At 64.1% G+C, this 13188-nt stretch carries 7 protein-coding genes and 6 pseudogenes; 6 read left to right on the top strand and 7 right to left on the bottom strand.

Translation table 11 applies throughout. From position 1 onward, the window contains the following. Window positions 1-99 precede the first annotated feature (99 nt). Window positions 100-988 (top strand): annotated as a pseudogene (locus ACVWW3_RS30005) (branched-chain amino acid aminotransferase). Between the two features lie 66 nt (window positions 989-1054). Here ACVWW3_RS30005 and ACVWW3_RS30000 read toward each other — a convergent pair. Together ACVWW3_RS30000 and phaR are read right to left on the bottom strand one after the other, a co-directional pair. Then, window positions 1055-1657, bottom strand: a pseudogene (locus tag ACVWW3_RS30000) (class I SAM-dependent methyltransferase); the annotation flags it as partial. Between the two features lie 44 nt (window positions 1658-1701). Continuing rightward, window positions 1702-2298, bottom strand: coding sequence for a polyhydroxyalkanoate synthesis repressor PhaR (gene phaR, locus ACVWW3_RS29995; protein ID WP_247344971.1), 597 nt, complete (start codon window positions 2296-2298; stop codon window positions 1702-1704). A gap of 304 nt (window positions 2299-2602) precedes the next feature. Between phaR and ACVWW3_RS29990 the strand changes: the two are divergent. From ACVWW3_RS29990 to yddG, 3 genes and pseudogenes are all read left to right on the top strand, one after another. After that, window positions 2603-3782: pseudogene (locus tag ACVWW3_RS29990) on the top strand (acetyl-CoA C-acetyltransferase). Between the two features lie 251 nt (window positions 3783-4033). Then, window positions 4034-4759: an acetoacetyl-CoA reductase gene (gene phbB, locus ACVWW3_RS29985; RefSeq protein ID WP_247444637.1), complete on the top strand. Its 726-nt coding sequence runs from the start codon at window positions 4034-4036 to the stop codon at window positions 4757-4759. A gap of 85 nt (window positions 4760-4844) precedes the next feature. Further along, window positions 4845-5714, top strand: a complete 870-nt coding sequence (yddG, locus tag ACVWW3_RS29980; RefSeq protein ID WP_456647759.1) for an aromatic amino acid exporter YddG — start codon at window positions 4845-4847, stop codon at window positions 5712-5714. Between the two features lie 33 nt (window positions 5715-5747). On the opposite strand, the pseudogene ACVWW3_RS29975 reads toward yddG, so the two are convergent. Next, window positions 5748-6171 (bottom strand): annotated as a pseudogene (locus ACVWW3_RS29975) (cupin domain-containing protein). Between the two features lie 23 nt (window positions 6172-6194). Beyond that, window positions 6195-6962, bottom strand: a complete 768-nt coding sequence (gene gloB / locus ACVWW3_RS29970) for a hydroxyacylglutathione hydrolase (RefSeq protein WP_247444640.1) — start codon at window positions 6960-6962, stop codon at window positions 6195-6197. A 108-nt stretch (window positions 6963-7070) separates the two neighbouring features. Between gloB and ACVWW3_RS29965 the strand changes: the two genes are divergently transcribed. Beyond that, the gene (locus ACVWW3_RS29965) at window positions 7071-7817 is read left to right on the top strand and encodes a class I SAM-dependent methyltransferase (protein ID WP_247344951.1); all 747 of its coding nucleotides are present in this window, start codon (window positions 7071-7073) and stop codon (window positions 7815-7817) included. Window positions 7818-7984: 167 nt separating this feature from the next. On the opposite strand, the pseudogene ACVWW3_RS29960 reads toward ACVWW3_RS29965, so the two are convergent. After that, window positions 7985-8771 (bottom strand): annotated as a pseudogene (locus tag ACVWW3_RS29960) (DUF4167 domain-containing protein). A gap of 459 nt (window positions 8772-9230) precedes the next feature. After that, window positions 9231-10128, bottom strand: a pseudogene (gene prmC, locus ACVWW3_RS29955) (peptide chain release factor N(5)-glutamine methyltransferase). A gap of 90 nt (window positions 10129-10218) precedes the next feature. On the opposite strand from prmC, the gene ACVWW3_RS29950 reads away from it, so the two are divergent. After that, window positions 10219-10638, top strand: a complete 420-nt coding sequence (locus ACVWW3_RS29950) for an HIT family protein (protein WP_354049672.1) — start codon at window positions 10219-10221, stop codon at window positions 10636-10638. Here ACVWW3_RS29950 and ACVWW3_RS29945 read toward each other — a convergent pair. Next, window positions 10635-13178, bottom strand: a complete 2544-nt coding sequence (locus ACVWW3_RS29945) for a branched-chain amino acid ABC transporter ATP-binding protein/permease (RefSeq protein ID WP_456672234.1) — start codon at window positions 13176-13178, stop codon at window positions 10635-10637. The two genes, ACVWW3_RS29950 and ACVWW3_RS29945, sit on opposite strands and share 4 nt — an antisense overlap. Between the last annotated feature and the right edge of the window lie 10 nt (window positions 13179-13188).

The raw sequence follows: 13188 nt of genomic DNA, 5'->3' as shown, positions 1-13188 counted from the left end.
GTGAGAGGGTAACTCACCATTTTTCCCGCAGGGAATCATTTAGAAATTGCGCCCAATAGTGACGCTATAATATGGCACCACGCCAAGGGGAGGCCGGTCATGGCCGAGATCAAAAAGCCCATCGAATATTCGCCGAGCTGGACCTTCTTCGAGGGCAAATGGCATGACGGCAATGTGCCGATCATGGGCCCGCGCACGCATGCGGCTTGGCTCGGCTCGGTCGTGTTCGACGGCGCGCGTGCGTTCGAAGGCGTCGCGCCCGACCTCGACCGTCACGTCGCCCGCGCCAATCAATCCGCGATCAACTTTGGCCTGAAGCCGGTGGTCGATGCCGGCACCTGGCTGACACTCGCAAACGAGGGCATCGCGCGCTTCGCGACGAATGCAGAGCTCTATGTCCGTCCGATGTACTGGGCGCGGAACGGCGCAGGCGGCGGCGTGCTGTTCGACCCCGAGACCACCGATTGGTGCCTTTGCATCTACGAGGCGCCGATGCCAAAACCGGTTGGCAACGCCATCACGCTGTCGCCATTCCGCAGGCCCACCGCCGAAATGCGCCCCGGTCGAGGCCAAGGCCGCCTGCCTCTATCCGAACAATTCGCGCGCGCTGGCGGAAGCCGCCTCGCGCGGCTTTCAGAACGCGCTGATGCTCGACATGCTCGGCAATGTCGCGGAGTTCGGCAATTCCAACGTGTTCATGGCCAGGGATGGCGTGGTCTGCACGCCGGTGCCGAACGGCACCTTTCTCAACGGCATCACGCGCCAGCGCGTCATCAGCCTGCTTCGTGCCGACGGCGTCACCGTGGTCGAGAAGACGCTGCGCTATGCCGACTTCCTCTCCGCCGACGAGATTTTTTCTACGGGCAATTTCGCAAAAGTCGCGCCGGTGATCCGCATCGACGACCGCGAGCTGAAGCCGGGCCCGCTCTACGCTCGCGCGCGCAAGCTCTATTGGGACTTTGCCCATGCGGTGAAGCTGGCGGCTTGATTCGCACTTTCCGTCGTCATGCCGAGGGGAGACTTGGCGATGGCGGGAGCTGGCTGCGCCGCTTAAAAACCGGCTGAACTGAAACGCCTGCGTCGAATTCCATGGCGTGTGATGCGCTTCGTTGCGCGTTTCGACCAGTTCGAACGCCGGCCCGAGCTCCACCGCAAGGCTCGCGCTGTCATGACGCTGCACTGGCAGGCCGCTGCACTTCTCAGGGCCGCCGAGCGCAAACGTCGCAATGATGACGTGGCCGCCGGGCGCAACCGCCGACCGCAGGCGCTCGATGTAAGCAGTCCTGTCGCGGGACTCGGTCAGGAAGTGAAACGCCGCCCGATCGTGCCATAGATCGTATGTCTTCGCCGGGCGCCATGTAGTGGCGTCGGCAACGATCCAGTCGACCATTGAAGCGGCGGCGCCGATTCGCTTTCTGGCCGCGTCAAGCGCATTGGCGGAGAGATCCAGCACGGCGACGTCGCGATATCCGTCCAGCAGGAGAGCATCGACCAGCCGCGATGCGCCGCCCCCAATGTCGAGGATGGCGGCCTCGCGGTCCGGATTGGCCGCTCTGATCATCGCGAGCGAGGTCGCCGGAGTGTTCTGAAACCAGCTGACCTCGGCTTCGCCCTTGGTGGCGTAGACATTGTCCCAATGCGTGCTTCGGTCGGACATCGCGCGTCCTCCGGCCTGCCGGGGAGCCGGCGCATAAGAACGATCTACTCGTCCTTTTTCGACATCCGCTCGAGGCGTTCCTGCATGTCCTTCATCTGCTGGCGCAGATCGTCGATATTGCTGTCCTTCGGCACTTCGGGGGTCGCATCGGGGCCCGGCTCCGCGGAACCCGCGGGGCGGCCCGGAGTGGGCGCGAAAGGCTTGAACATCGAGAAGGTCTGCTGGAACAACTCCATGTTGCGGCGGACTTGTTCCTCCAGCGGCGCAAACGGAGTTCCGGACAGCGAGGTGGCGATCTGCTTGCGGAACTTTTCCTGCTCCTGAGTGAGCGACGCGATTGCCTGCTCCAGATATTTCGGCACCACCATCTGCATGCTGTCGCCGTAGAAGCGGATCAGCTGGCGCAGGAAGGTGGTCGGGAGCAGGTTCTGGCCGGCCTTGTTCTCCTGCTCGAAGATGATCTGGGCAAGCACGGAGCGGGTGATATCGTCGCCGGTCTTGGCGTCGTAGACCAGGAAATCTTCCCCATCCTTGACCATGGAGGCGAGGTCTTCCAGCGTCACATAAGTGCTCGTCCCGGTATTATAGAGCCGGCGGTTCGCGTATTTCTTGATGGTGGTGGGTTGGTCTGATTTCGCCATGGGCTCTCACTTGCAAGCGCGGAGAACGGGAACCTGTCGGGCAATGCCGCAGGGCGGGAAGAGTACGCAACGCAACAAAATAAGCATTTTCAAAGGGGTCACGCTACCGTTTTGTGCGCCACGGTTAATCGGGCAGCCAAAACGTGCTTGCGAAAGCACCAAGAACGCTATTTTGGATGCGCTGCGGCATGAATTCGGTCGCCGGCCGATTGACTTGCCTCAACGACGTTAACAGGATGCCGTTCGAGACTGGCGAGCCGTTTCCCCAGCCCCGTCTGCCCCATTCAACCCCCAGGAGATGCCCATGTCAGACGATGTCGTTATCGTCAGCGCCGCCCGCACCCCGGTCGGAAGCTTCAACGGAGCGTTCGCGACCCTTCCCGCCCATGATCTCGGCGCGATCGCCATCAAGGCCGCGCTTGAGCGCGGTGGCATTGAGCCCGGTCGGGTTTCGGAAGTCATCATGGGCCAGATCCTGACCGCAGCTCAGGGCCAGAACCCGGCCCGCCAGGCCTCGATCATGGCCGGCATTCCCGTGGAGAGCCCGGCCTGGGGCGTCAACCAGCTCTGCGGCTCGGGCCTGCGCACGGTCGCGCTCGGCTACCAGGCGCTGCTCAACGGCGATTCCGAGATCGTGGTCGCCGGCGGCCAGGAGTCCATGAGCATGGCTCCGCACGCCCAGTACCTGCGCGGCGGCGTCAAGATGGGCGCGGTCGAGTTCATCGACACCATGATCAAGGACGGCCTGTGGGACGCCTTCAACGGCTATCACATGGGCAACACCGCCGAGAACGTTGCGCGGCAGTGGCAGATCACCCGCGCCCAGCAGGACGAGTTCGCGGTCGCCTCGCAGCAGAAGGCCGAAGCCGCGCAGAAGGCCGGTAAATTCAACGACGAGATCGTTCCCGTCACCATCAAGGGACGCAAGGGCGATGTCGTCGTCAGCGCCGACGAATATCCGCGCCATGGCGCAACGGTCGATGCGATGGCGAAGCTCCGTCCCGCCTTCGAGAAGGACGGCACTGTTACCGCGGGTTCGGCCTCCGGCATCAATGACGGCGCTGCTGTCGTGGTGCTGATGACTGCCAAGCAGGCCGCCAAGGAAGGCAAGACGCCGCTCGCGCGCATCGTGTCCTGGGCGCAGGCGGGCGTCGATCCGAAGATCATGGGCTCTGGCCCGATCCCGGCCTCGCGCGCCGCGCTGAAGAAGGCCGGCTGGAACGTCGGCGATCTCGACCTGATCGAGGCCAACGAAGCCCTTCGCGGCGCAGGCCTGTGCCGTCAACAAGGACCTCGGCTGGGATACCTCCAAGGTCAACGTCAATGGCGGCGCGATCGCGATCGGCCATCCGATCGGTGCCTCCGGCGCGCGCGTGCTGGTGACGCTGCTGCACGAAATGCAAAAGCGCGACTCGAAGAAGGGCCTCGCCACGCTGTGCATCGGCGGCGGCATGGGTATCGCGATGTGTCTGGCGCGCGACTGAAGATAGCTTACGCGTAACTGACGCGTAATTTGCGCGTGCGCTGCACACGTGACTGAGTGCGTTGCACGCGATTAAAAAGGCAGCGGTTGCAAATCAAATATTCTTCGCAACCGCGCAAGCCTCGACTAAATACAAACGCCCGGCTCAACGCCGGGCGTTTTGTTCTCGATGTCCGTCCAACCAGCCGCATAATCCATCACTAAAAACGATCACTCAGAAACGTCGGAAGAGTCCAAGGGAAGGAATACGATATGGCACGAGTTGCATTGGTGACGGGTGGTACGCGAGGCATCGGAGCGGCGATCAGCAAGGCGCTGAAGGCGGCGGGGTACAAGGTTGCGGCGAGCTATGCCGGCAACGACACCGCGGCGGAGAAGTTCAAGGCCGAGACCGGCATCGCCGTCTACAAATGGGATGTCAGCAATTTCGACGCCTGCGCCGAAGGCGTGAAGAAGGTCGAGGCAGATCTCGGTCCCGTCGACGTGCTCGTCAACAATGCCGGCATCACCCGTGACACCGCCTTCCACAAGATGACGCTCGACCAGTGGAACGCCGTGATCAACACCAACCTCGGCTCGCTGTTCAACATGACGCGCCAGGTGATCGAAGGCATGCGTGCCCGCAAGTTCGGCCGCGTCATCTCGATCTCGTCGATCAACGGCCAGAAGGGCCAGTTCGGCCAGGTCAACTATTCCGCCGCAAAGGCCGGCGACATCGGCTTCACCAAGGCGCTTGCGATCGAGAACGCCAAGGGCGGCATCACCGTCAACGCGATCGCGCCGGGCTACATCAACACCGAAATGGTGCAGGCCGTGCCCAAGGACGTGCTGGAAAAGAACGTGATCCCGCAGATCCCGGTGAATCGTCTTGGCGAACCCGAGGAAATCGCGCGCGCCGTGGTGTTCCTCGCAGCTGACGAGGCCGGCTTCATCACCGGCTCGACGCTGACCATCAACGGCGGCCAGTACCACGCCTGATATGGCGTTTGGCGCAACAAGACGATAATGAAGACGCCATGCCCGGCCTCGTGCCGGGCATCCGCGTCCTCAGAGCCCTCGATTGATGACCGCCCGCACTGCGACGCTGATCGGATTGACCGCGATCCTGATGTGGTCGCTGCTGTCAGTGATGACGGTGGCGACCGGAACGATCCCGGCGTTCCAGCTGGCCGCGATGACGTTCGCGATCGGCGGTCTGGTCGGTCTGCTCACCTGGATCGGCCGCGGCGAGGCGGCCAAAAGCCTGCGTCAGCCACTGGTCGTGTGGACCGTCGGCGTCGGCGGATTGTTCGGCTATCACGCGCTGTATTTCCTCGCACTGCGCTTCGCGCCGCCGGCTGAAGCCGGCCTGCTGAATTATCTGTGGCCGCTCCTGATCGTGCTGTTCTCGTCGTTGCTGCCGGGCGAGCAGCTTGCCGTGCATCACATCGTCGGCGCCGTGCTCGGCCTCGCCGGCACCGTGCTGCTGTTCGCCGGAAGCACCTCCGGCTTCGCGCAGGGGCAATTGCCGGGATTGGCTGCGGCCTTCATCGCAGCCTTCGTGTGGGCGACCTATTCGGTGCTGTCGCGCCGATTGAAGGCGGTGCCGACCGATGCGGTCGCGGGATTCTGCCTCGCCACCGCGGTGCTTGCCGCGCTGATGCATGGCCTGCTTGAAACCACGGTATGGCCGGACACTACACTGCAATGGCTCTCGGTGATCGCGCTCGGCATCGGCCCCGTCGGTGCCGCCTTCTACGCCTGGGACATCGGCATGAAGCGCGGCGACATCCGCGTGCTCGGCGCCGCGTCCTACGCGACGCCGCTGCTCTCGACCGGCTTCCTCATCGCCGCCGGTTTTGCAAAAGCCAGCGCCAACATCGCCGTCGCCGCGATCCTGATCGCCGGCGGCGGCCTGATCGCGGCAAAGGACATGGTGCTGCGGAAGCGGTAGCGTCATGCCGGGGCAAGCCGGAACGGTGGTGCCTTAAGGCTCCCAGCCCTTCGGCGCGAGCTCGAACTTTGCGAACTCGAAGGCGGGCGCCACGGTGCAGCCGAGCAGCGTCCACTCGCCGGTGGTCTCGGCCGTCTGCCAGGCATTCGCCGGCACGATCGCCTGCGGCCGCTCACCGCTCACAAGGTCCGTGCCGAGGCGCACTTCATGCTGCGAGCAGCCGTCATGGGCGATCCGCAGCGTCAGCGCGCCGCCGGCGTAATAGTGCCAGACCTCGACTGCATCGATGCGATGCCAGTGCGAGCGCTCGCCGCGCGCGAGCAGGACGTAGATCAGGGTCCGAACGCGACCGGCCGTTGGCGTCCGTGGTCTGGTCGCGAAACGTCTCGCGGTAATGCCCGCCCTCGGGATGCGGGCGGAGTTCGAGGCGCGCGATGATCTCGGCTGCGGTCGGCATCGATTCCCGTCAGGATTTGGTCTTCAAGACTTGTTCTTGCGCTCGCGCAGCTCGCCGAACACCGCGGCGGCATCCGCGCCTTTCATGTGCAGCCTGGCTGCGACCGACGGTTCATCGGCGCGCAGGAACACGTTTGCTCGCTTCTCGTCACCAAGCAGTGAGGGAATGGTCGGCTTGTTCTCGGCCCGCAGCTTCGCCACCTCCGCCGCGCGCGCCTGCAGCGCCGCATTGTCGGGGTCGACGGCCAGCGCGAACTTGACGTTGGATGCCGTGTATTCATGGCCGCAATAGAGATTGAAGTCGTCGGGCAGGGCACGCAGCTTCAAAAGCGAATCCCACATCATCGGATAGGTGCCCTCGAACACGCGGCCGCAGCCGATCGAGAACAGCGTGTCGGCGGCGAACAGCGCCTTCTCGGTGTCGAACACGTAGGAGATGTGGTCGAGCGTGTGGCCGGGCGTCTCCAGTACCCGCCCCAGCAAGCTGCCGACCTTGACGATTTCGGCATTGGCGACGCGCAAGTCGACGTCTGCGATCTTAGTCGTCTTGTCATGCGGCGCGACGACGCGGCAATTGTATTTCTGCTTGAGCTCGGCCACCCCGCCGACATGATCGCCATGATGATGGGTGATCAGGATGTCGGTGAGCTGCCAGCCCTCGCGCTCCAGCGCCTTCAGGATGGGACCGGCCTCCGGCGCGTCGATCGACGCCGTCGCCTTGGTTTCCACATCGTGGATCAGATAACCGAAATTGTCGTTTAAACAGGTGAAAGTACGAATTTCGGCAGCCATGTCATCTCCATCGCGCTCAGCCCCGCCAGACAAATATGGCGTTAACGTTGCGCAGGCAATGCAATATTCCGCGCGCAGGGTCCACCTCGTGCATGTTACATTGCCGTCATGACCATTGATGTCGTCGACCTCCGCGAGTTCTACTCCCGCCGCCTCGGGATTGTGGCGCGGCAAATGATCAATCGCGGCATCAGGGAGCGGTGGCCGCGTATCGAGGGCCAGCGCGTGCTCGGCTTTGGCTATCCCACGCCCTATCTCGGGTTGTTCCGCGAGGATGCGGAACGCTGCATCGCCTTCATGCCGTCGGCGCAGGGCGTCTTGAAATGGCCGACCGGACGGCCGGCGCTCGCCTCGCTGGTGGATGAATTCTCGTTGCCGCTTCCCGACGCCGCGGTCGATCGCATCCTGCTGGTCCACGCGCTGGAAATGTCGGATGATCCGGCCGCGCTGCTGCGCGAGGCTTGGCGCGTGCTGTCGCCGTCCGGCCGGATGATCGCGGTCATCCCGAACCGGCGCGGGGTGTGGACCCGCACCGACAGCACGCCGTTCGGTCACGGCCGGCCCTATTCGCGCTCGCAGATCACCGACCTGTTGCGCCAGACCTGGTTTACCCCGACCGCATGGGGCGAGGCGCTGTTCATGCCGCCCTATGCCGGCGGCTGGGTGCTGAAATCCGCACAGATGTGGGAGCGCGCCGGCGCGGCGCTGTCGCTGCCCTTCGCGGGCGTGCACATCGTCGAGGCGACCAAGCAGGTCTACCGCGCGATCCCCGCCAAGCGCGAGCGGGCGCGGCTGATTCCCTCGCTGGCGAAGCCGGTGCTGGTGCCGTCCTCGACAAGCGTGACGCGCAGCTAGAGCTCCGTTCCGATGCAATCGGAACGGAGCTCTAGTTTCTTTGTTTCGACGCGTTTTCTTGACGCGAACCGGTATCCACTTCGCTCGAAAACGCTCCAAAAAAATCGTCCCGGCAAGGCCGGGACGATTCAGGTCAGAATATCTGGCGAAACCGTTGCGGCTTAGGCTTACTCGCCGGGGGCCACTTCGTCGCTCGAGGCCGCCGGAGCGGCTTCGCGCTCGGGGCGCGGGCCATTCGGCCGGCGGCGCCGCCGCGGAAAGCGTTCGCCGCCAGCAGCGCCTTCAAGGCCGGCGCCCGGGGCGCCGGTCAACTGCGGCTGCGGGCCGGTGATGAAGGAGGGCAGACGATCGACGTTGCCAGCCTCGGCGACGACGACGGGCTGCGGCTGGTTCTGCGGTTGCGGCTGATATTGCGGCTGCGGACGATGGTCGCGCTCGCGATGTTCGCGCGGCTGCTGGTTGTCGCGCTGATAAGGCTGGTTGTCGCGCGGCTGATGATCTCGCTGCTGATGATCTCGCTGGCTATCGCGGTCGCGCACGAAAGTCGGCTGCGGCGGCTGCGGGACGAAACCCGGCTCCTGGCCAAAATTCGAGAAATTCTCGCCGTCGTCTTCGCTGTCGTCGCCGCTGCTGTTGCTGATGGGCTCGTCGCCGCGCGGCTGCTGGTTTTGGCGGAACTGCTCCTGAGCCGTCGCGATCAGGCGAAAATAATGCTCGGCGTGCTGGTAGTAGTTCTCGAGCCGCAACGGGGTCTCCGGAGGAGCGCGCGTCGCGCGCGAGCTGAAGATACTTTTCAGCGACATGCGAAGCCGTGCCGCGGATCTTGATGTCGGGTCCGTTGGACTCGTAGACCCGGGTCATCGGGTTCTGGCCGCGCCGGTTATTGTTGTTGTTATTGTTGCTACTATTGTTGTTGCGGTTGCGCATCCGCTGCTTGTTCTGACCGTTTCTCATGTCCTGCCTTTAATTCCAGCCCTAAAGGTTGCACGCATCACTGATTGCTGAGAGTGACCTGATGACAGCGGTTCACATCGCTCGCGCGCACCGCACGCAAACAGATTGATCCCTGCCGATGTTCGTCGACCGTCGCGTTCAACAAAGACGCGTTCCCCACCGCCAGCATCTATCGCCAGCGAACCCATTCATATCGCCTGCCGAAACAAGCCTAGCTTTGTTGCGTAAGTCTTAAAGCTCAATATCAGGCTTTCGTTCACGTTGCGGTCGGTAAGCAGCGCAGCTCAATGGCCATCGCGCTCAACAGGACCTGCGGTTTGGAACCTTTATCGGTAGGCTCTCGCTCGAGAGAGCCCGGCTTTCGCCCGTAGGTCTACGGGGCCGGCACCGATCTGTTGATCAGAAGGTAGTCGTTCCCAAGGGATATTCCAAGAGGTTTTTTGCAGCCCAATCCGGCTTTTATGGGGGCATTTTTCGGGCCGAAACCGCCCGCGGGATGCCCGCCAGATCGACCTTGGGCGAACTGTCCACCACCAACGCAGCGGCCGTCATCAAGGTTTCAATATTTCGGGCCTGGCCCTGTCCGGCCTCGACGATCAGTGCTCCGCCGGGGGCGAGACGTTCGGCGGCCTGCGGGGTCAGCGCGCGATAGGCGTCGTAACCGTCATTGCCGCCATCGAGCGCCAGATGCGGATCGTGCTCGCGCACCTCGATACTCAGTTTCGGAATTTCGGCCGACGGGATGTAGGGCGGGTTCGAGACGATGAGGTCGAACGGGCCGCGAAGCGCCGCAGCGTAGGAGCAGGCGACGAAGCTGGCGCGGTCGGCGAGACCCAGAGCTGCGGCGTTGTCTCTGGCGGTCTTGAGCGCGGTCAAGCTGAGATCGGTGCCGACACCGAAGGCGCCGGGAATTTCGTGCAGCAGCGCGAGCAGGATGGCGCCCGATCCGGTGCCGATATCCGCGATGCGCGGGCGCTGCCCCGATATCGTGAGCCCGCGAAAGATCTCGAGCGCCAGTTCGACCACGGTCTCGGTGTCCGGCCGCGGCACCAGCGTCGCCTCGGATAGCTGAAACGGCAGGCCCCAGAATTCCCGAGCGCCGAGAATGCGGGCGACCGGCTCATGGGCGAGCCGGCGCTTCGCGGATGCTTCGAGCCGCGCGGCCTCTTCAGCTGTGAGTTGCCGGGCTGCCTGCGTGACCAAGCCGGTCAGATCAAGCCTCAGCGCAGCCCCGACGAGCAGGCGCGCATCAAGGGCGGGCTGCTCGATGCCGGCCGATTGCAGCCCGTGCCGCAAGCGCGCGCCGCGCACTCTCGATGCTGTGTCCGGGTTCGAAATCGGCCGCCAATGGAACCATCCTGCCTGGTACCGTGGATAGATCGGCGGGCTTGCTTGCGTCAACGGAAACGAGCGCGTCAGATCGCGCCTCGCAGCGAAGGAGGGATCCATGGCGCCCTATGACGATCAGAACGTTTTCGCGAAGATCCTGCGCGGCGAGATCCCCTGCTTCGAGGTTTTCAGGGACGAGCGCAGCCTCGCCTTCCTCGACATCATGCCGCGCTCGCCCGGACACACGCTGGTCATTCCCCGGGCACGGGCGCGCGGCATCCTCGATATCGCGGATGACGACCTCGCCGCGGTCGCCCGAACCGCCAAGCGGATCGCGATTGCCGCGATGAAGGCCTTCGGCGCCGAAGGCATCATCCTTCAGCAGTTCAGCGAGCCGGCCAGCGGTCAGGTGGTCTTTCACCTGCACATGCACGTCATGCCGGTCAGGGCCGGAATCGAGCTGCTGCCGGCGCAGACGCGCAAGGAAGACATGGCCGTGCTCGCCGATCACGCCAGGCGAATGATCGCCGCGATCTAGACGCCGAGATAGCGCTGGAGCAGCTCCGGCTGGGCCTTGAGCTCCTGCGCCGGCCCCTCGTGCACGATGTGGCCGTTGTTGATGATGTAAATCCGCGTCGCCAGCGCCAGCGTGGCCGCCAGGTTCTGCTCGACCAGCACGATGGTTTGGCCGGCGGCCGCGAGCTCGCGGCAGGCCTTGACGAGATCGTGGACGATGACGGGCGCAAGCCCCTCGAACGGCTCGTCCAGCAGCACGATCTTGGGATCGCGCACCAGCGCCCGTGCGATCGCGAGCATCTGCTGCTCGCCGCCGGAGAGCTCGGTGCCGCGGTTGTTGCGCCGCTCCTTCAGCCGCGGAAACATTTCGTAGATGCGCTGGAGCGGCCAGCGTTTCGGCGCAGTGATCCCGGCGAGGATGATGTTCTCCTCCACCGACAGGCCGCCGAAGATGCGGCGTTCCTCGTGCACGAGCTGCATGCCGGCCTGCGCGATTCTGTGGCTCTTGCGGCCGGCGATGTCGATGCCGTCGAACTTCACGCTGCCGCTGCGGGGCGTCACGACGCCCATCAGGCTCTTCAGCGTGGTGCTCTTGCCGGCGCCGTTGCGGCCCAGCAACGCCACCACCTCATGACGCTCCACACGCATGGCGACGTCGAACAGGATGTGGGAGTCCCCGTAGTAGCTGTTCAGGCCGTTGACCTCGATCAGGCTCATGCGGCGATCTCTCCGTGAACACCGCCGAGATAGGCTTCCTGCACGGCGGCGTTGGACTTGATTTCCTCGGGCGTGCCGTCGAGCAGCACCTTGCCTTCCTGGAGCACTGTCACGCGCTCGACCAGTTCGAACAGCGAATCCATGTCGTGGTCGATGATGATCATGGTGCGCCCGCGCGCGATCGATTTGAGCAGCTTGACGGTCTCGACCCGCTCGCGCGGGCTTCATGCCGGCAAGCGGCTCGTCGAGCAGCAGCAGGCGCGGCGACGTCGCGAGCGCGAGCCCGATCTCCAGCCTGCGCTTCTCGCCATAGGCGAGCTCCGATACGGGCGTATCGGCACGGCGGGTCAGGTTGACGAGGGCAAGCGTGTGCTCCACCTGCTCCGTCAGGCCCTTGACGCCGGAGAGCTTGCGGAACAGGTCGAGCCGGAATTTTCCGCGCAGCTCGGCGAGCGCGGCGATCGTCAGGTTCTGCCGTACCGTCAATCCGGTGAAGAGCTGGTTGACCTGGTAGCTTTTGGTCAGTCCGAGCTGGCAAACCTCGGTGACCCTCAATCCCGTGATGTCGCGCCCCTCGAACACGATCTGGCCGGAGGTCGGCGCGATCTCGCAGGTCAGCATCTTGAAGAAGGTCGATTTGCCGGCGCCGTTGGGACCGATGATCCCGCGCAGTTCGCCCTGATTGACGCTGAAATCGATGTCGCTATTGGCAACGAGGCCGCCATAGCGCTTGGTCAGGCCGGTGGCTTTCAGGATCGGTCCGGAATAGGCGGGTTGCTTGACCTCCTTGGCCCGCATCGGCGCCGGTGCGGGTTGCTGCGCGGCCTCAGCGTCAGCGGCCTCTTGCTCTATCTCCGCGTCCGTCCGCTTTTGCTTGCCCGAGACAAGGCGATAGAGATCGGCAAGACCGCCGATGATGCCGCCGCGCAGGAAGCAGACCAGCAGCACGAACACGACACCCAGCACCAGCTTCCAGGCTGCGCCGAGACCCAGCGCGGATTGGAGGAAATCCTGAAGGAAGAGCCAAACAGTTGCGCCGACCAGCGGTCCGAACAGCGTGCCCCGGCCGCCGATGGCCGTCTGCATCACGAGCTGGCCGGAGGTATCAAAGGTGAAGGCGTCGGGCGGCATGAAGGCCTGGAGCACGCCGAGCAGACCGCCGGCGAAGCCCGCATAAGCGGCTGCGATCACGAAGGCGGTCAGCTTGTAGCCGTGGATGTTGTGGCCGACGGCGGTGGCGCGCAGCGGATTGTCGCGGATCGCGCTGAAGATGGCGCCGACCGGCGAGCGTACGATCCTGAGCGCAATGACGACGCCGATGAAATAGCACAGCGCGATGAACTGATAGAGCGACCAGCCATTGGTGAAGTGGATGGTGGTGAAGCCGAGATTGAAGCTCGGCGTCGGCACGCCGGGCAGGCCGTTCTCGCCGCCGGTGAAATCGGAGAGCGGATTGAACTCGACGAAGAAGAACACTTCCGCGATCGCCACGGTGATCATGGCGAAATAGATGCCTGTGCGGCGCAACGCGATGAGGCCGATCAGGTAGCCGGTCGCGGCGGCTGCGATCATGCCGATGATTAGCGCGCCCAGCACGTTGCTGAACCCGGCGCGGGTCAGGAGGTAGGCGGCGACGAAGCCGCCGGTGCCGTAGAAGGCGGACTGACCGAACGACAGCAAGCCGGTGAACCCGAACAGGATGTCGAAGCCGAGCCCGAACAGGCCCCAGACCAGGATCCGGTTCACGGTGTTCGGCGCGAAGCCGAGATGGGGCAGCACGAAGGGGGCTGCGATCAAGCCGATCGCAGTCAGGGCTTCGATCAGGAACGGGCGTTGCTTGAGCATCAGGAAATCG

The sequence above is a fragment of the Bradyrhizobium sp. LM2.9 genome (assembly GCF_054056555.1).
Note: the sequence above shows the minus strand (reverse complement) of the source record. Positions and strands in the feature narration are given on the sequence as shown.